18 protein-coding genes and 1 pseudogene are annotated in these 16,545 nt (G+C 74.7%); 9 read left to right on the top strand and 10 right to left on the bottom strand.

What is annotated here, in order from left to right; translation table 11 throughout:
* Positions 1 to 21 precede the first annotated feature (21 nt).
* The 3 genes from H0H10_RS00955 to H0H10_RS00945 all read left to right on the top strand — a co-directional run bounded on the left by H0H10_RS00955 (position 22) and on the right by H0H10_RS00945 (position 2,003).
* Entirely contained in the window at positions 22 to 606 is a 585-nt protein-coding gene (locus H0H10_RS00955) for a DUF4865 family protein (RefSeq protein ID WP_188178848.1), read from the top strand.
* Positions 603 to 1,511, top strand: coding sequence for a phosphotriesterase family protein (locus H0H10_RS00950; protein WP_188178871.1), 909 nt, complete (start codon positions 603 to 605; stop codon positions 1,509 to 1,511). Before H0H10_RS00955 ends, H0H10_RS00950 begins: the two co-directional genes overlap by 4 nt.
* Before the next feature lie 108 nt (positions 1,512 to 1,619).
* A complete protein-coding gene (locus tag H0H10_RS00945; protein WP_188178870.1) occupies positions 1,620 to 2,003 on the top strand; it encodes a tautomerase family protein in 384 nt (127 codons plus the stop codon).
* On the opposite strand, the gene H0H10_RS00940 is transcribed toward H0H10_RS00945, so the two are convergent.
* A complete protein-coding gene (locus H0H10_RS00940) occupies positions 2,000 to 3,238 on the bottom strand; it encodes an ROK family protein (RefSeq protein ID WP_188178847.1) in 1,239 nt (412 codons plus the stop codon). The genes H0H10_RS00945 and H0H10_RS00940 overlap by 4 nt on opposite strands.
* Before the next feature lie 36 nt (positions 3,239 to 3,274).
* Positions 3,275 to 3,925 (bottom strand): alpha-ketoglutarate-dependent dioxygenase AlkB family protein, encoded by a 651-nt coding sequence (locus H0H10_RS00935; RefSeq protein WP_188178846.1) that lies wholly within the window; start codon positions 3,923 to 3,925, stop codon positions 3,275 to 3,277.
* Between the two features lie 80 nt (positions 3,926 to 4,005).
* Between H0H10_RS00935 and H0H10_RS00930 the strand changes: the two genes are divergently transcribed.
* Positions 4,006 to 5,136, top strand: a complete 1,131-nt coding sequence (locus H0H10_RS00930) for a methyltransferase (protein ID WP_223179198.1) — start codon at positions 4,006 to 4,008, stop codon at positions 5,134 to 5,136.
* Here the strand turns inward: H0H10_RS00930 and H0H10_RS00925 are convergent.
* On the bottom strand, positions 5,126 to 5,986 hold the full coding sequence (locus H0H10_RS00925) for a class II fructose-bisphosphate aldolase (RefSeq protein WP_188178844.1): 861 nt from the start codon (positions 5,984 to 5,986) through the stop codon (positions 5,126 to 5,128). The two genes, H0H10_RS00930 and H0H10_RS00925, sit on opposite strands and share 11 nt — an antisense overlap.
* A gap of 19 nt (positions 5,987 to 6,005) precedes the next feature.
* Complete coding sequence (locus H0H10_RS00920; RefSeq protein ID WP_188178843.1) at positions 6,006 to 6,887, bottom strand: SIS domain-containing protein; 882 nt, start codon at positions 6,885 to 6,887, stop codon at positions 6,006 to 6,008.
* A gap of 122 nt (positions 6,888 to 7,009) precedes the next feature.
* On the opposite strand from H0H10_RS00920, the gene H0H10_RS00915 reads away from it, so the two are divergent.
* Positions 7,010 to 7,789: a DeoR/GlpR family DNA-binding transcription regulator gene (locus H0H10_RS00915; protein WP_188178842.1), complete on the top strand. Its 780-nt coding sequence runs from the start codon at positions 7,010 to 7,012 to the stop codon at positions 7,787 to 7,789.
* A gap of 12 nt (positions 7,790 to 7,801) precedes the next feature.
* Here H0H10_RS00915 and H0H10_RS00910 read toward each other — a convergent pair whose 3' ends face one another.
* Both H0H10_RS00910 and H0H10_RS00905 read right to left on the bottom strand, forming a co-directional pair.
* A complete protein-coding gene (locus tag H0H10_RS00910) occupies positions 7,802 to 8,773 on the bottom strand; it encodes a DUF8832 domain-containing protein (RefSeq protein WP_188178869.1) in 972 nt (323 codons plus the stop codon).
* A 248-nt stretch (positions 8,774 to 9,021) separates the two neighbouring features.
* A pseudogene (locus H0H10_RS00905) lies at positions 9,022 to 9,321 on the bottom strand (L-lysine 6-monooxygenase); the annotation flags it as partial.
* Here H0H10_RS00905 and H0H10_RS41050 point away from each other — a divergent pair.
* Complete coding sequence (locus H0H10_RS41050) at positions 9,274 to 10,173, top strand: iron chelate uptake ABC transporter family permease subunit (protein WP_373566780.1); 900 nt, start codon at positions 9,274 to 9,276, stop codon at positions 10,171 to 10,173. The pseudogene H0H10_RS00905 and the gene H0H10_RS41050 sit on opposite strands and share 48 nt — an antisense overlap.
* The gene (locus H0H10_RS00895; protein ID WP_223179197.1) at positions 10,070 to 10,738 is read left to right on the top strand and encodes a phosphatase PAP2 family protein; all 669 of its coding nucleotides are present in this window, start codon (positions 10,070 to 10,072) and stop codon (positions 10,736 to 10,738) included. Before H0H10_RS41050 ends, H0H10_RS00895 begins: the two co-directional genes overlap by 104 nt.
* A gap of 51 nt (positions 10,739 to 10,789) precedes the next feature.
* Here the strand turns inward: H0H10_RS00895 and H0H10_RS00890 are convergent, their stop codons facing one another.
* From H0H10_RS00890 to H0H10_RS00875, 4 genes are all read right to left on the bottom strand, one after another.
* Positions 10,790 to 11,242 (bottom strand): phospholipase, encoded by a 453-nt coding sequence (locus H0H10_RS00890; protein WP_188178841.1) that lies wholly within the window; start codon positions 11,240 to 11,242, stop codon positions 10,790 to 10,792.
* Positions 11,243 to 11,389: 147 nt separating this feature from the next.
* Positions 11,390 to 12,145 carry a cupin domain-containing protein gene (locus H0H10_RS00885; protein ID WP_309141698.1) on the bottom strand — a complete coding sequence of 252 codons (756 nt, stop codon included), beginning with the start codon at positions 12,143 to 12,145 and terminating at the stop codon, positions 11,390 to 11,392.
* Positions 12,139 to 13,065 (bottom strand): DUF6807 domain-containing protein, encoded by a 927-nt coding sequence (locus H0H10_RS00880; protein WP_188178840.1) that lies wholly within the window; start codon positions 13,063 to 13,065, stop codon positions 12,139 to 12,141. The genes H0H10_RS00885 and H0H10_RS00880 overlap by 7 nt, the downstream gene beginning before the upstream one ends.
* Positions 13,062 to 14,177: a Gfo/Idh/MocA family protein gene (locus tag H0H10_RS00875; RefSeq protein ID WP_188178839.1), complete on the bottom strand. Its 1,116-nt coding sequence runs from the start codon at positions 14,175 to 14,177 to the stop codon at positions 13,062 to 13,064. The genes H0H10_RS00880 and H0H10_RS00875 overlap by 4 nt, the downstream gene beginning before the upstream one ends.
* Positions 14,178 to 14,400: 223 nt before the next feature.
* Here H0H10_RS00875 and H0H10_RS00870 point away from each other — a divergent pair, with 223 nt between their 5' ends.
* On the top strand, positions 14,401 to 14,991 hold the full coding sequence (locus H0H10_RS00870) for a Dps family protein (protein WP_188178838.1): 591 nt from the start codon (positions 14,401 to 14,403) through the stop codon (positions 14,989 to 14,991).
* Positions 14,992 to 15,208: 217 nt separating this feature from the next.
* Positions 15,209 to 16,270: an ABC transporter permease gene (locus tag H0H10_RS00865; protein ID WP_188178837.1), complete on the top strand. Its 1,062-nt coding sequence runs from the start codon at positions 15,209 to 15,211 to the stop codon at positions 16,268 to 16,270.
* The last annotated feature ends 275 nt before the right edge of the window (positions 16,271 to 16,545 follow it).

Genomic DNA, 16,545 nt, shown 5'->3' with positions numbered 1-16,545 from the left:
CCCCGCCTGAGGAGGCACCGGATGCACGCGATGCAGTACGAGTTCACGCTGCCCGCCGACTACGCCATGGACGTGGTCCGCGACCGGGTGGCGCGCACCGGGCACCTGCTGGACGACTGGGCGGGTCTCGGCCTCAAGGCGTATCTGATGCGCGAGCGCGGGGTGCACGGATCGCCGGTCAACCAGTACGCGCCCTTCTATCTCTGGAACACCGTGGAGGGCATGAACGCGTTCCTCTTCGGCGGCCCCTTCCAGCGGCCCACCGACGACTTCGGACGGCCGCCGGTCCGGCAGTGGACGGGCCTGGCGTACGAGGAGGGCGGCGCCGCCGGCTCCGGCGCACGGGTGGCGGTGCGCAGGCGCCGGCCGGTGCCGGACGGGGTGCCGCCCGCCGAGACGGCCGCGGAGGCGGTACGGGAGACTGAGCGGCTGGCGGCCGAGGACGGTGCGGTGCTGGCCGCGGCGGCCGTGGACACGAGCCGCTGGGAGCTGGTGCACTTCTCGCTCTTCGCGCACGACGCGCCGAAGGCCGAGGGCGAGGTCTTCCAGGTGCTGCACCTGTCCGCACCCGGGCGCGACCTGCTGCCCGGGGGCCGGCAGTGGTGAACGCGGTCCGCACCGTGCTCGGGGACGTGCCGCCCGAGCGGCTGGGCGTGTGCGACGCGCACGACCACGTGTTCTTCGCCAGCCCCCGGCTGCCCGGTCAGGAACTGGCCGGCGTGCGCGCGGCACGGGCGGAGCTGACCGCGTTCCGCGAGCAGGGCGGCGGGGCGGTCGTGCAGTGGACGCCGTACGGACTGGGCCGGCGCGCCGCCGACCTGCCGGCCCTGTCGCGGGAGACCGGCGTGCACCTGATGGCCGCGACGGGGCTGCACCAGGACGTCCACTACGACGAGGACACGCTCGCGGCCCTGCGCGGCAGGCTCGCCGAGGTCTTCGTCACCGAACTGACGCGGGGCATCGGCACCTCGGGGGTCCGCGCGGGGCTCGTCAAGGTCGCGGGCGGCTTCCACGCCCTGGACGCGCACGCCCGCTGGAGCATGGCGGCGGCGGCCGAGGCCCACCACGCGACCGGGGCACCCGTCGCCGTCCACCTGGAACTGGGGACCGGCGCGCTGGACGTACTGGACCTGCTCTGCGGTGAGTTGGGCGTGCCGCCGCAGCGGGTGATCCTCGGCCACCTCAACCGCTCCCCCGACCTCGTGGTGCACCGGCAGGCCGCCGAATCGGGGTGCTATCTGGCGTTCGACGGGCCGTCACGGGCCCACCACGCCACCGACTGGCGGATGCCGGACGCCGTCCGGGCCCTGGCCGAGGCGGGCCACGGGGACCAGGTGCTGCTGGGCGGGGACACGACGACGGCCGCGGCGCGCTCCGTGGACGGCGGGCCCGGCATGCCGTACCTGCTGCGCCGAGTGGTCCCGCGGCTCGCCCGCGCCGTCGGCGAGGACCTGGTGCGGCGCATCCTCACACGGAATCCGGCGCGGGCGTTCGCCGTGCCCTGGCACTGAGCCCCGACGGCCGGAACCCCACGCCGTCCCGGCCCGGAATCCCACACCGTCCCGCTCCGGAACCCCTTCCCCGCACCGTCGCAGCCCCCACCGATGGGAGACCTCACCATGCCGTTCGTCCGCATCGACGCACACGGAACCGACGCCGCACGCCTCGACGCACTCGGCCGTGCCGTTCACGACGCCCTGACCGAAACGCTCGGCATCCCGCCCGACGACCGGTTCCAGGTACTGACCGGCCATGACGGCACCGGCAGCGCCCTGCGCCACGACGACTACCTCGGCGTGCACCGGGACGAGGGCATCGTGTTCGTCGCGATCACGCTGCGGTCCGGGCGGACGACCGCGCAGAAGCAGGCGCTGTACCGGCGGATCGCCGAACTCGCCCAGGACTATGCGGGCACCGAGCCGCGGAACGTCTTCGTCACCCTGACGGAGAACTCCGACGCCGACTGGTCGCTCGGCCACGGGCTCGCCCAGTACGTGTCCTAGGCGAGCGCGCCCAGCGGGTCGTCCAGGACCGGCTGCCAGGCCAGCTCGGCCGCGCCGACCAGGCTGTTGTGGTCGAGGGTGCAGGGAAGGATGGGCACGCCACCGCTCTGGCCCCACAGGCTGCGGCCGGCGACGACCGCGCGCAGCCGCTCGGGGTCGGCGTCGAGGAGGGCGCGGTGCAGTCCGCCGAGGATGATGCGGTCCGGGTTGAGGATGTTCACCAGGCCGGCAAGTCCCAGGCCGAGGCGGTCGATGAGGGCCTCGGCGGCGGTGCGCACGGCCGGGTCGTCGTAGTGTCCGCGGATCAGGTCGTTGGACTGCTGGAGCAGGGACACCTCGGGGCCGGGCTCCCGTCCGGCCGCCGTGAGGAAGGCCAGCGGGTCGGCCTCGACGTCCAGGCAGCCACGGCTGCCGCAGTGGCAGGGGCGTCCCTCGGGGTTGACGGTGAGGTGGCCGACCTCCAGGGCGAGGCCGGAGCTGCCCGTGTGCAGACGGCCGTCCAGGACGAGGGCGCCGCCGACGCCCCGGTGGCCGGTGGCGACGCACAGCAGGTCGCGGGCCCCGCGCCCGGCGCCGTGCCGGTGCTCGGCCAGGGCGGCGAGGTTCACGTCGTTCGCCGCGAACGCGGGTCCGTCGAGGCCGGCGGCCCGCACCTGCTCGGCGAAGATCCGCCGCACGGCCGCGCCCGCGGGCCAGGCCAGGTGCAGCGGGTTGAGCGCCAGGCCGTCGGGTTCGGCGACGGCGGAGGGCACGGCGAGTCCGGCGCCGACGCAGCGCCGCCCGGTCTGCCGGAGCAGTTCGGCGCCGGCCTCGACGACGGATCCGAGCACCTTCGCCGGGTCGGCGTCGACGACCTCGCAGCCGGGTGCGGTGGCGACGATCCGGCCGCCGAGTCCGACCAGCGCCGCCCGGAACCCGTCGGCGTGGACCTGGGCGGCGAGGGCGACCGGCCCGTCCTCGGCGACCGCCAGCCGGTGCGAGGGCCGGCCCTGGGAGCCGGCGGCCGCGCCGGGCCGGGCGTCCACCCTGATCAGGCCGAGCGCCTCCAGTTCGGCGGCGACCGCGCCCGCCGTGGCCCGGGTCACGCCCAGCTCGGCGGTCAGGACGGCCCGGGTGGGCGCGCGTCCGGTGTGCACGAGCTCCAACGCGGGCCCGAGCGCGCCGCGCCCCCGGTCCAGCCGCGTCCTCGAGGTGGTCCCATCCCCCGCCGCCCGGGGTTCCGCCTTGCCGCTCATGAGGGGGAGTCTCCCATGATCCGCCACCGCGCCGATCTAGAGGCCGCTGACCCGGAGCGTGATGTTCAGCCTGCCGGTCAGCCCCAACTCGGGCGGCGCCGTGCCCGCGTGCACCCGGGGCACGCCGTGGTGGGCGAGCCGGGAGGGTCCGCCGAAGACGAACAGGTCGCCGCTGCGCAGCTCGACGTCGGTGTAGGGGCGGGCGCGGGTCTCGGTGTTGCCGAAGCGGAAGACGCAGGTGTCGCCGAGGCTCAGGGACACCACCGGTGCGTCCGCCTTCTCGTCGGCGTCGCGGTGCATGCCCATGCGGGCGTCGGAGTCGTAGTAGTTGATCAGCGCGACGTCGTACGCCGCCTCCGTCGCCGCCCCGGCGCCGAGTGCGTCGGTCACCGCGCGGCGGCCCAGCTCCCCGAGCCAGTCCGGGAAGGGTTTCACCGGGCTGCCGTCGCCGTCGACGACCGTGCGGGCGTAGGCGTACGGGTACCAGTGCAGGCCGAGGCAGACCTGGCGGGCGGTCATCGTGCCGCCGCCGGGGGTGCGGACCGTGCGCAGTCCGGCCGGCGGGCGCGCCCACTCCCGGCAGGCGCGCAGCAGCTCGCGCTGCCGTACCGGGTCCAGCCAGTCCGGTACGTGGACCGCGCCGGGCGCGATCTCGGCGCGGGCCCTGGGGAACAGCTCGGCGTCCATGTCCTCCATCGTGCCGGAAAGCCGGCCCGGGGTGGCCTGAGCTGCGGCTCGGCTAGCCTGGACGCACGATGAACGACCGTATGACGACTCCGTGGGGCGAGCTGGCGCCGACCCGCTTCCCCGAGGACCCGCGCGAGCGGCTGCGTGCCTGGGACGCCTCCGACGAATACCTGCTGCGGCACCTCGCGGATGGGGACGTGTCCCTGTCCGGCACGGTGGTCGTCGTCGGCGACCGCTGGGGGGCGCTGGTGACGGCGCTGGCGGCGCACCGGCCGGTGCAGATCACCGACTCCCACCTCGCCCAGCAGGCGACGCGCGTCAACCTGGAGCGCCACGGCGTCGAGCCGGGCTCGGTGCGGCTGCTCACCACGCAGGACCCGCCGCCGGGCCGGATCGACGTCCTGCTGGTGCGGGTGCCGAAGAGCCTCGCGCTGCTGGAGGACCAGCTGCTGCGGCTGGCGCCGTCGGTGCACGAGGGCACGGTCGTGGTCGGCACCGGCATGGTGAAGGAGATCCACACCTCGACGCTGGCCCTGTTCGAGCGGATCCTCGGGCCGACGCGCACCTCGCTCGCCGAGAAGAAGGCGCGGCTCATCTTCTGCACGCCCGACCCGGCGCTGGAGCGGCCGGCCAACCCCTGGCCGCTCAGCTACCGGCTGCCCGACGGCATCGGCCCCGTCTCTGGCCGTACCGTCGTCAACCACGCCGGCGTCTTCTGCGCCGACCGGCTCGACATCGGCACCCGGTTCTTCCTCGGGCATCTGCCGCAGCCGGGCGCCCGGCGGGTGGTGGACCTGGGCTGCGGCAACGGCATCGTGGGTACGGCGGTGGCGCTGGCCGACCCGCGGGCCGAGGTGCTGTTCACCGACGAGTCCTTCCAGGCCGTGGCCTCGGCGGAGGCGACGTACCGGGCGAACGGGGTGCCGGGGCACGCGGAGTTCCGGGTCGGCGACGGGCTGGCCGGGGTGCCGGACGGCAGTGTCGACCTGGTGCTGAACAACCCGCCGTTCCACTCCCACCAGGCGACGACCGACGCCACGGCGTGGCGGATGTTCACCGGGGCCCGGCGGGTGCTGCGGCCGGGCGGCGAGCTGTGGGTGGTCGGCAACCGGCACCTCGGCTACCACGTCAAGCTGCGGCGGCTGTTCGGCAACAGTCATCTGGTCGCCGGTGACCGGAAGTTCGTGGTGCTCAGGGCCGTCAGGAAGTAGTGCGGTCCACCACCCCGAGGATCCCCGCCACCGTCCGTGCCATGGCCTCCCGGCCCACGGTGAGGTAGCTGCGCGAGTCGACCGCCTCGGGGTGGGCGGCCAGGTACTCCCTGATCGCTCCGGTCATGGCGATGTTGAGCGCGGTGCCGACGTTGACCTTGGCGATGCCGCCCGCGACCGCCGCGGCGAGTTCGTCGTCCGGCACTCCGGAGGAGCCGTGCAGGACGAGCGGTACGTCCAGCGTGCCCGACAGCTCCTTGAGGAGTTCGTGGTCGAGGGCGGCGGTGCGGGTGGTCATGGCGTGGCTGCTGCCGACGGCGACGGCCAGGGCGTCCACTGCCGAGTCGGCGACGAAGGCGCGGGCCTCGGCGGGGTCGGTGCGGGCGCCGGGCGCGTGGGCGTCGAGCGGCGGCTCGCCGTTCTTACCGCCCACCTCTCCCAACTCGGCCTCGATCCACAGCCCTTGGGCGTGCGCCCAGTCGGCGGCGGCCCGGGTCGCGGCGAGGTTGTCGGCGTACGGCAGCCGGGACGCGTCGTACATCACCGAGCTGAACCCGGCGTCCGGGGCCTGGCGGAGCAGGCTGTCGCTCCGGACGTGGTCGAGGTGCAGGGCGACGGGCACGGCGGCGCGTTCGGCGGCGGCGACGGCGGCGCGGGCCAGCGGCAGCAGCCGGCCGTAGCGGAACCTGACCGCGTTCTCGCTGACCTGGAGGACGACGGGCGCGTGCACCGACTCGGCGCCCGCGACGACGGCCTCGATGTGTTCCAGCGTGATGACGTTGAAGGCGGCGACGGCGGAGCGCGCGGCTGCGGCGCGGGCGGTCAGCTCGCCGGTGGTGACGAGGGGCACGGTCTTCCCTTCCCGGGTGTCAGGGCGCGAGGATCACCGAGCGGGTGAGGTGGCGGGGCCGGTCCGCGTCGAGGCCGCGGGCGGCGGCGACGGCGACGGCGAGCCGCTGGGCGCGGACCAGTTCGGCGAGCGGGTCGAGCGTCCCGGGCACCCACAGTCCGCCGGTCTCCCGGACCTGTTCGGCCAGGCCCTCGGGTGCCTCGCCGAACATCCAGGCCGCCCGGCCTGCGGTGGTGATGCTGATGGGGCCGTGCCGGTACTCCATGGCCGGGTACGCCTCGGTCCAGGACAGGGAGGCCTCGCGCATTTTCAGCCCGGCCTCGTTGGCCAGCCCCACGGTCCATCCGCGGCCGAGGAAGGTGAACTGGGTGCACTCGACGAGCCCTTCGGGCAGGTCGGCCGCGAGCGCGGTGCGGGCGTCGGCGACGACCGCGTCGGTGTGCAGGCCGAGGTGGGCGCGCAGCAGGGTCAGCGCGGTGGTCGCGAACCGGGTCTGTACGACGGACCGCTCGTCGGCGAAGTCGAGCACGACCGTGTCGTCGGCGGCGGTCATGACGGGCGTGTCCGGGTCGGCGGTGATCGCGACGGTGCGCGCCCGGCCCTTCAGCCGGCCGAGCAGGTCGAGTACTTCGGTGGTGGTGCCGGAGCGGGTGAGCGCGACGACGCGGTCGTAGGTGCGGCCGTACGGGAACTCGGAGGCGGTGAAGGCATCCGTCTCGCCCCGGCCGGCGTCCTCGCGCAGGGCGGCCGCCGACTGGGCCATGAAGTACGAGGTGCCGCAGCCGACGATCGCCACCCGCTCCCCCGTGGCCGGCAGCACCCCGCCGTGCCGGGCCGCCTCCGTCGCGGCGCGCGTCCAGCACTCGGGCTGGCTGGTGAGTTCGTCCTCGACATGCGTCATGCCGCACCCTCCCTGGCGTGATTGTTCCTGCAAGGTATAGCGAACTTTCGAGCACAATCAAGCAATTCGCGGAAGGTGGGCGTGCGCTAGGGTCGCCGGGGGACAGAGGAACGGAGGTGCGGATGTCGCGCGACGCCCGCTGGAAGGCGCTGCTGGAGCTGCTCGTCGAGCGTGGCCGGCTGGATGTCGAGGAGGCCGCGGCCGAGCTGGAGGTGTCGGCCGCGACGATCCGCCGCGACTTCGACCGGCTCGCCGAGCAGCAGATGCTGGTGCGCACGCGCGGCGGCGCGGTCGTGCACGGGGTCTCCTACGAGCTGCCGCTGCGCTACAAGACGGCCCGGCGCGCCTCGGAGAAGCAGCGCATCGGCGCGGCGGTCGCCTCTCTCGTGGCGCCCGGCGAGGCGGTGGGCCTGACCGGCGGCACGACGACCACCGAGGTGGCGCGCGCCCTGGCCGTGCGCGCCGACCTGGCCTCCGGCACGCCGGCGCTGACCGTGGTGACCAATGCCCTGAACATCGCGAACGAACTCGCCGTACGGCCGCAGTTCAAGATCGTGGTGACCGGCGGGGTGGCGCGGGCGCAGTCCTACGAGCTGATCGGTCCGCTCGCGGACGGGGTACTGGGTCAGATCACCGTGGACATGGCGGTGCTGGGCGTCGTCGCCTTCGACGTGGTGCACGGTGCCGCGGCCCATGACGAGGCGGAGGCCGCGATCAACCGGCTGCTGTGCGAGCGCGCCGGCCGGGTGGTCGTGGCGGCGGACTCCAGCAAGCTGGGCCGGCGGGCGTTCGCCCGGATCTGCGCGGCCGAGGCGGTGGACACACTGGTGACGGACGAGGCCGCCGACCCGGAGACCGTGCGCCGGTTCGAGGACGCGGGGATCCGGGTCGTCAGGGTGTAGTGCTCCGGCCGGTCAGTGCGTGTGGCCGTCGGCGTGCTCCTGGGGGCCGGCCGGGGCGGGCTCCGGTGCGGTGGGCGCGGCTCCCGCGCGGACGGTGAAGGCCGCGGTGTGCACCTCGCCCCGGTGCTGGAAGTCCAGGAACAGGCGGTAGGCGCCGGCGCTGGGCGCGGTGGCGGTGAAGGAGATCTCCGGGCCGGGCTTCGTCGTGCCGTCGCCGGGTTCGCCGTTCGGGTGGACGTGGAGGTAGGCGAGGTCGCCGGAGCGCAGGGCGACCAGGTGGCCGTAGGCGCCCAGGTAGGGCTCCAGGTCGGTGACCGGGCGGCCGTCGCGGCTGACCTTCAGCTTGAGCTCGCTCGCCCTGCCGGGGCGCAGGGAGCCGGCGAGTTCGACCTGGTAGCCGTCGGTCCGGGCGGTGCCGTCCGGCGCCGGCAGGTTCGCGGGGGCGTAGGGGCCGGAGGCCGCGAGGTCCGCGCCGAGGGTGAGGTTCTGGGCACCCCGCTGCGCCGGGGTGAAGTCGGCGAAGACGCGGTAGCCGCCCGCGCGGGGCAGGTCGACGGGGGTGCTCCAGGTGCCGTCGGCGGCGCGGGTGGGGTGCAGGTGGCGGTAGGTGACCAGGTCGCGGGAGGCCACGATGAGGTGCAGTTCCTTGTCGTGCTCGCGCTGATAGGCGGTGACGGCCTTGCCCTCGGCGTCGCGGACGGTGAAGCGCAGCCGGGTGCGCTCTCCGGCGATGACGTTCGGGGTGGCGAGGTCGAGCGTGTAGCCGTTCTCGGAGATCTGCAGGCCGCCCGCCGGGGTGCTCTCGTGCCCTGTGCGGCCGCCTTCCCCCTCGGGCGCCGAGGGGGATCCGGCGCCGTGCTCGTCGTGGGGCGCGGGAGCGCTGTCCGCGACGACCGGGTCGACCCCCCTGCCCACGCCGTAGGCCGTGCCGAAGGTCGCGGCCAGCGCGGCGGCGAACGCGGTGATCCTCAGTCCGGTGTTCATGGCGGTCGTCTCCTCGGTTCTGCGCGTCACGGGGCCTCCGGCTCAAGCGGTGGCTCAGGCCCGGGCCTTCTGCACCCAGCATACCCCCCGGGGGTACCGAGTCAAGTCGCGGGAGCCCGCATCCCGGCTGCGCCGGAGCCGATCGCACGGTGAGGCGACCGGGTGCACCGCGCCCGAGCCCGTCACCGCCGTACGGCACCCCGTCTCACACGGGCGCCGTGCGGCGCGCGGGCATGGAGCGGTGGATCCCGCCGGCCACGGGTCACCCGGGGCGCGTCCTCGTCGTCGCGCAGGCAGACCTTGGCCGCCTCGCCGAGCACGGCCGTGAGGTCCCTGGGCCGGTATCCGGTGGCGTGCACGAGCAGGTCGGCCCGGAGCACCTGCTGCTCGCCGGTCGGGGGGAACTCCACCGCCACGTCGAGCGTGCCGTCGGGGCGGGAGCGGACGTCGCGGATGCGGGGAGACGTTGAGGTGTCGACGACGGAGTAGTTGGTGGAACGGTGGTGGTCGAACAGGGACCGCTTCACCTCGCAGGGCGCCCCGAAGTGCAGCGCACCCGGACGGCGGTGCCGCTTCTGGCGACGGCGGCCTGCGCGGTGGCGACCGCGGCGGCCGGCCCGGTCCCGTTCGTGGCGCTCATCGCCCCGCAACTGGCCCGGGCCGGCCGCCGCGGTCGCCACCTGCTCGGGGCGGCCTGCACCGGCGCCCTCCTGGAGTCACCGCCGACTTCGCCTCCCAGCGCCTGCACGAGACGACCCAACTGCCCGTCGGCGTGGTCACGGCGGTGGTCGGCGGGGTGTACCTGGGCCTGCTGCTGCGTCGGTAACGCAGAGCGTGCCGAATCTGACGAGCCGCCGGACCGGCCCCCACGAGCGTCGTCGGCCCCTCCCACGCGACTCCACACGCCACACAGCCGACACCCCGGGCCCACACCCTCGCCCGAACGGGCCCCGCCAAAGCGCCGAACAGCCGCGCACGGACGACCTGGTCCGGGCGACGGGGCACACACGGACGCGAGCGACCCCACGGGCCCGATCCGACCGGCCCCCAACGCGCATCGGCCAGCCCCGCACGCCCACGCGCCTCCGCACGCCACACAGCCGGCCCCGCGATCACACGCCCTCCCCCGAACGGGCCCCGCCAGAGCGCCGAACAGCCGCGCACGGACGACGCTGGTTCGGCGGCGGGGCGCGCACGGACGCGGGCGGCCCGGCGGAATGGAGCGGCACGCTCACGGAGGCGGTGCCCGCGACGCCGGCCCCGTCACGGCCCGCACCGCCCGCGGAGAGGGAGCCCATGACCGAACCGACCGACGCCGACGGGAACACCGCCGGCCCGCTCGCCCCGGCCGCCCGGCCCGTACGCTCCCGCCGGCGGGCCCTCGCCGCCGTACTCGGTGATCTCCGTGCCGTGGACGGCGCCCTGTACGCGGCGGTGGCCGCGACGCCCACGCCCATGCTCGACCGGGCCCTGCGCAGGCTGTCGCACGCCGCCGACCACTCGAAACTCTGGCTCGGGATCGCCGCCGCGCTCGCCCTGGGCGGGGCGCGGCCGCGCCGGGCCGCGGCCGTCGGCGTCGGGGCCGTCGCCGTGGCCTCGGCCTGCGCCAACCTGCTCGGCAAGCGCCTGGTGCGCAGGCCCCGGCCCGACCGGGAGGCGGCCCGCGTGACCGTGGACCGGCATGTGCCGATGCCCACCTCGGCGTCGTTCCCGTCGGGCCACACGGCCTCGGCGGTCGCGTTCGCCACCGCCGTCGGTGTCGTCCTCCCCGCCGCGGCCGTACCGCTCGGTGCGCTGGCGAGCGCCGTCGGCTACTCCCGCGTCCACACCGGCGTGCACTACCCCGGCGACGTGGCGGCGGGCGCCGTCGTCGGCGTGGCGGGCGCGGCCGCGGCGCTGGCCGCCGCGACCGCCTCGTCGCCGAGGACCCCGGCGGCCTGCCCGGCCCCGCCCTCGCCCGTGTAGGAGGCGCGGACCTGTGGCGGGTCGCGGCGGGGCCCTTGCCCGGACCGGCCGTCAGCCGAAGGCTCGTACGGCCTGGTAGTACGTCCACGCCGTGCTGTTGCAGGCGGTCTTCGTGGCGCCGCCGTAGCCGGCGCAGACGCGCTTGAGGTCCTCGTAGAAGGCGCTGTCGAGGCGGGACTTGTTGGCGCTGAAGGTGCCCATGGCCTTGTAGTTGCGGTAGCCGAAGTCGTGCCGCGCACAGGAGGTGCTGAAGGGGAAGCCGAAGGGGTTGTCCGGCGAGGAGGAGCAGTAGTCGGTGGACCAGTCGAACCCGTAGGCCGACCAGGCGGCCTGGTTCGCCCGCGCCGCGGTCCAGGCGTTGTAGCTCGACACGCTGGTCTGGGTCCAGCTCGCGAGCACCTGCGGCTTGTCGGCGGGAGCGGCGTCGGCGGTCGCCGCGGTGGCGACGACGGTGGTCACGGCGAGCGCCGAGGCGGCGAGTCCGGTGGCGAGTCTTCGGTGCATCCCACACCTCCATGAGGCTGCGGCCCGCCCCTCGGGCCGCAGGTTCATGTCAAAAGGATGCGCATCCGGACAGGGTCTTCACACCTCCGTCACGCCAACGACCCGTGAAATCTCCGATGTTGGAGAGATCCAGAACGTGAACGGACGTCAATCCCCGTCGTACGGCGACGCGTTTCCCGGCGACGCGCCTCCCGGCCACGCGTACTCGTCGCGGAACCCGCACATGCCGTAGCCGCCGCGCCGGACGGGCGCGGCCCGGTGCGCGGTCGCCTCGTCGAGGTACGCCGGCTCGCCGTCCGCCAGCGCGTCGAGCTGGGCCCCGGTGCGCTCCGCGGCGGCCGCAGCACCCGCCCGCCACAGCGCGCGCCAGGCCGGCACCCGGTCGCGCACCAGGCGGGCGGCGGCCCGCTGGAACTCCCGGTACGGGCCGCTGTCGCCGGCGAGCAGTGCCTCGCGCAGGGCGAGGTAGCCCTCGACGGCGAGGTCCCTGCGGCGCCGGGCCGCCGCCCGGACCTCCGGCCCCGTGCCGGGCGGCAGCGCGGCCGCAGCGGCGTACTCCTCGGGGTCGGCGAGCACCTCCGGCGGAAACGTGAGGACGGCGTCGCCGGCCTCGGGCAGTCCGCCGTTCTGCATCAGCACCGTGACGCGCAGGTCGCCGCCCTGCACCATGCGGTGCACGGTGCCCGGGGTGAACCAGGCGACGGAGCCCGGCTCCAGGGGGATGTCCCGGTGGCCGTCGGGGCTCAGCGTCTGCACCGCGCCGCGCCCACCGGTGACGACGTACGCCTCCGTGCACACCAGGTGCAGGTGCGGGCTGCCGCCGCACACGCCGTCGGCGGCCTCCCAGTCGTAGGGGCTGAGGTGGGACAGCCCGACGGCGCCGGGCAGGGGGTCGGTCACCACGGCAGCCCCTCCAGGTGGGCGCCGATCCGGGCGCGGTCCCAGGCGCCGTCGGCGATCAGCACGCGGTAGCGGTAGGCGAAGGACTCCCCCGGCGGCAGCTCGAACTCCTCGAAGAACGCCCAGGAGAAGGCCACCGTCGGGATCGGCTCGGCGCGCACGAACCAGTGCGAGGGGTGGATCGCGCTGTCGTCGAGGTTCTCGGGGGCGTGCGCGAAGACGAGCGTGGAGTGGCCGTCGGTCTCGTCGTGCTCGGCGGTGAAGGCCAGCCACGGGCTCTGCGTGCCCATCAGCTCGGCGGCCGGGGCGTCGGTGCCCGGGGCGAGGACGGTGCCGCCGGTGAAGTCGCGCGGGCCGCGCCACTGCAGGCCGGTGTAGCCGGCCATCTCGCGGCCGGCGGTGGTCGGGGAGCCGAACGCCAGTGCCGCCGACCGGGTGTTGGTGAGGCGGATCGACCAGTCCAGGGCCCAGGCGCCGGCCTGCTCGTCGACCGAGTGGACGATCAGCCCGCGCTCCTCGCGGGCCCACTCGGCGCCGCCGTTCTCGATCCAGGTGAGGTGCTCGGTGACGGCGAACCGGTCGTCCTCGACGGTGAACTCGGGGAAGCCGTCGTGCCGCATGGAGCCGATGCGGTCGGGCAGGGGGAGGTAACCCCGGCCGTGGACGTAGCAGTTGCCGCCCCAGAAGTTCTGGCCGGACAGGTGACTGGCCGTCATCTGCAGGCCCTTGTGCCAGCGGTGGTCGTTCGGTCGGTAGCCGGTCACCGTGCGTCCCGCGAGCGTGCGCACCGGATGGGCGTACGGCTTGCGGGACTCGAAGGGCTCGGGGTCGGGGCGGTAGACGTAGCGCAGGATCTCGGTGCCGTTCGCGGCGGTGACGGTGACGTGGTCGCCGTGGGCGTGGCCGACGCGGAGGGTGCTCATGCGCGCTCCCCGGGGGCCCAGTCGGGGTGGTCGCCGTGCATGGCCGCGTAGAAGGGGTCGCCGGGACCGATCTCGCCTGCCGGCACCGGCCGTCCGGTGAACGCCGCCTTGTACAGGGCGGCGGCGAACTCCAGGGTGGCGCGGGCCTCCGGGCCGCTGCCGGGTGGCCGCACGCCGGCGTCCCAGGCGTCGAGGAACGCGCCGAGCTGCGCCTCGTGGGAGCTGGGCACGTCCGCCGCCGGGGTGCGCCAGGCGGCGGCGCGCTCGGGGGCGACGTGCGGGGCGGGGGTGTAGGTCCAGTCGTCGTTGCGGTGTCCGTAGAGGTGGGTGAGTTCGACCGTGGCGTCGGCGCAGTCGACGCGGACGCGGCTCGTCTCGTCCGGGGACAGCACGCTGTTGACGACCGTGGCGAGGGCTCCGTTCGCGAACCGCACCAGGGCCGTGGAGACGTCCTCGCTCTCGGTGTCGTGGACCAGGCGGGAGGCCATGGCACGGATCTCCGCCCAGGGGCCGAGCAGGTGCAGCAGCAGGTCGTACTGGTGAATGCCGTGGCCCATGGTCGGACCGCCGCCCTCGGTGGCCCACCGTCCGCGCCACGGCGCGGCGTAGTAGGCGGCGTCCCGGTGCCAGGTGGTCTGGCAGTGGGCGACCAGCGGGGTGCCCAGCTCGCCGTTCGCGATCAGCTCGCGGGCGTGCGTGGCCCCGGAGCCGTACCGGTGCTGGAAGACCACCGAGGCGTACGCCCCCGATGCCTCCTCGGCCGCCGCGATGTCGTCGTACTCGGCGAGCGAGAGGCACAGCGGCTTCTCGCACAGCACCCAGGCGCCCGCCTTGAGCGCGGCGACCGTCTGCTCCCGGTGCAGGGACGGCGGTGTGCCGATGAGCACCAGGTCGGGGCGTACGGCGTCCAGCATCGCGCCCATCGACGTGTACCCGGGGACGCCGCCGCCCGCGCTCTCCCGGAAGGCGTCGAGCCGGGCGCGGTCCACGTCCACGGCGGCGACCAGCTCGACCCGGTCGGCGTGGGCGCCGAGGGCGGGCAGATGGCCGCCGGTGACGATGGCACCGGTGCCGACCACGGCGACGCGGCGGCGGGCGGGGCGTGGGGACATGCGGTCCTCCTCGGACACGGGCGTAGAAAGCGCTTGCACTCCGGGAGACCCTAGGCGGGGAGCGATTCTCGGACAACCCCTCGCACGGGCCGGGGCGGTGAGCCGGCCAGGGGTCCAGCGTTTGCGGGGCGGGCGCGCTGCTGGTCGACTGTCGCAGGGGGGCCGGAGCCGGTCGCACCGCACCGGCGCACACCCTTCAGCTCCCTCCGGAAGGAGTTCAGGCGTGAACACCCCGAAGCCGCCGGCGGAACACGGCAGTGACGGCAGCCAGCCCTGGCTGCATCAGAGAGGCCGGATCATCCAGGAGTTCGGCACCGTCAAGCAGTTCCCCGTGGCCCTGACCATGGAGACCCGCCTCTACTCCTGCCAGCGGCTGAACAAGGTCCTGGCGGACAGCCGCATCCTGCACGACCTGTACAAGAAGTACCACTGGCTCATGCGCGGGGCGACGTTCTTCCAACTGCACCTGCTGCTGGACAAGCACGCGGGAGAGCAGCTGAAACTCATCGACTCCCTCGCCGAGCGCGTGCAGACGCTCGGCGGCGTGGCGGTCGGCGATCCCCGGCACGTCGCGGAGATCACCACCGTGGGGCGCCCGCCGGACGGCGTGGAGGAGGTGCCGGCGATGCTCTCGCGCCTGCTGGAGGCGCACGAGCTGATCCTGACCGACTGTCACGACGCCGCGGCCCGCACCCAGGAGATGGGGGACGACGGGACCAACGACCTGCTGGTCTCCGACGTCGTCCGCACCAACGAGCTGCAGGCCTGGTTCCTGGCCGAACACCTCGTCGACACGCCGCTGGTGCGCGTCTGAACGCGCCCCGGCACGCCCGCCGGCGGTGACGCCCCGGTCCCGGTCGGGCATCGGGTCCGTCCGGGACCGGGTCGCGCGGGCCGGATCACGCCCGCGGCGGGCGCCGGGTCCGGGGCTCACGCCGTGACGGACACCGGCCCGGCTCACCGCCGGCGACCTCACGCGCCTTCCGTGCCCCTTGACGCCCTTCCACCCGGTTCGCGGGAGTGTCCTGACGATGCCCGACACGCCCCATGGCGCCCACGCCCAGCCGCCGACGCGCGCACAGTGGTGGTCCGAGTTCCGCCAGTCACCGTTCCTGCCGGCGGTCGTGCTGGTGTTCATCCTGGCGGCCGCGGCCGGCCTCTTCGCCGGTTCGTACACCTACTCCATGGCCAACCCGACACCGCACTCGATCCCCACGGCCGTGGTCGGCTCCTACGAACAGGACCGCGGCCGTGCCTTCCTGGATGGTCTGGAGAAGGCCCTGAACGCGTCCGTGAGGGTGCACCCCTACGGCAGTACGGCCGAGGCCCGGGAGGCGGTGGAGGACCAGGAGGTCTTCGCGATCTTCGAGATCCGCGACAACGGGCGCACCGCGATCCTCGACGTGTCCGGTGCGTCCGGGGCCTCGGTCGCGGAGGTGCTGGCCGAGGCGGCGCCGGCCGTGGGGAAGCAGACCGGCGTCGAGGTCACCGTCCGGGACATCAATCCGCTGCAGGAGGGCGACCCGCGCGGACTGGCGATCTTCTACATCTCGCTGGCCGCCGTCATCATCGGCTTCGTCGGGGCGATCCAGCTGAGCGTGCACGCCCGCGCCCTGACGCCGGTCGAACGCATCCTCTTCACCCTGGCCTACGCGCTGCTCGGCGGGTTCGCCATCGCGGCGACGGTGGACTGGCTGCTCGGCGCGCTGAACCTGCCGTTCGTGGAGTCGTGGTTCATCCTGACGCTCACCCTGTTCACCAGCGGCATGGTCTTCACGATGTTCAACACCCTGTTCGGCCGCTGGGCGATGCTGCCGACCTGGGGTCTGATGGTCCTCCTGGGCAATCCCTCCTCCGGTGGCGCGGTGTCCTGGCCGCTGCTGCCGTCCCCGCTGGGCGAGATCGGCAAGTGGCTGCCGCCCGGGGGCTCGGTCAACGCGCAGCACACGGCGGTGTACTTCCAGGGGCACCAGCACGCGTTCCCGTTCCTGGTGCTGGGCGGGTGGGCCCTGCTGTCCTGCGCGGTCTTCTGGACCTGGCGGCACCGGCATCCCGGCGGGCGCGAACCCCGGCCGGCGCTCGCCGAGTCGTAGCAGCGCCGGCCGCACGAGGCGGGGCCGGAGGCGTCCTCGCACGTGCGGGACACCGGCACCGACGCCGTCGCTTCGCACACCACCGTGCTCGCCGTCTCCCCGGCCCCGGCGACCACCCTCGACCACCGCGCCGCCGAACGGTCTCGTGCCGGTCTCGTGCCGCGCCGCGGCCCGGCCGCGCGAGGCGGGGCCGCGGCAAGGAGCGTTCGTCCGGGCGGGGGATGTCCGATCGCCCGGCCCTCTCGCCAGGACCCCGGCTGCCCGACGCGCGGCCC

This window comes from Streptomyces griseicoloratus, from assembly GCF_014534645.1.
Classification (GTDB): Bacteria; Actinomycetota; Actinomycetes; order Streptomycetales; family Streptomycetaceae; genus Streptomyces; species Streptomyces griseicoloratus.
Note: the sequence above shows the minus strand (reverse complement) of the source record. Positions and strands in the feature narration are given on the sequence as shown.

Excerpts from the sequence above, each read along its gene's own strand:
- H0H10_RS00875 (WP_188178839.1), bottom strand. The coding sequence starts at position 14,177 with ATGTCCCCACGCCCCGCCCGCCGCCGCGTCGCCGTGGTCGGCACCGGT.
- H0H10_RS00940 (WP_188178847.1), bottom strand. The coding sequence starts at position 3,238 with ATGAGCGGCAAGGCGGAACCCCGGGCGGCGGGGGATGGGACCACCTCG.
- H0H10_RS00880 (WP_188178840.1), bottom strand. The coding sequence starts at position 13,065 with ATGAGCACCCTCCGCGTCGGCCACGCCCACGGCGACCACGTCACCGTC.
- H0H10_RS00920 (WP_188178843.1), bottom strand. The coding sequence starts at position 6,887 with ATGACGCATGTCGAGGACGAACTCACCAGCCAGCCCGAGTGCTGGACG.
- H0H10_RS00915 (WP_188178842.1), top strand. The coding sequence starts at position 7,010 with ATGTCGCGCGACGCCCGCTGGAAGGCGCTGCTGGAGCTGCTCGTCGAG.
- H0H10_RS00930 (WP_223179198.1), top strand. The coding sequence starts at position 4,006 with ATGACGACTCCGTGGGGCGAGCTGGCGCCGACCCGCTTCCCCGAGGAC.
- H0H10_RS00895 (WP_223179197.1), top strand. The coding sequence starts at position 10,070 with ATGACCGAACCGACCGACGCCGACGGGAACACCGCCGGCCCGCTCGCC.
- H0H10_RS00890 (WP_188178841.1), bottom strand. The coding sequence starts at position 11,242 with ATGCACCGAAGACTCGCCACCGGACTCGCCGCCTCGGCGCTCGCCGTG.
- H0H10_RS00910 (WP_188178869.1), bottom strand. The coding sequence starts at position 8,773 with ATGAACACCGGACTGAGGATCACCGCGTTCGCCGCCGCGCTGGCCGCG.
- H0H10_RS00865 (WP_188178837.1), top strand. The coding sequence starts at position 15,209 with ATGCCCGACACGCCCCATGGCGCCCACGCCCAGCCGCCGACGCGCGCA.
- H0H10_RS00955 (WP_188178848.1), top strand. The coding sequence starts at position 22 with ATGCACGCGATGCAGTACGAGTTCACGCTGCCCGCCGACTACGCCATG.
- H0H10_RS00945 (WP_188178870.1), top strand. The coding sequence starts at position 1,620 with ATGCCGTTCGTCCGCATCGACGCACACGGAACCGACGCCGCACGCCTC.
- H0H10_RS00935 (WP_188178846.1), bottom strand. The coding sequence starts at position 3,925 with ATGGACGCCGAGCTGTTCCCCAGGGCCCGCGCCGAGATCGCGCCCGGC.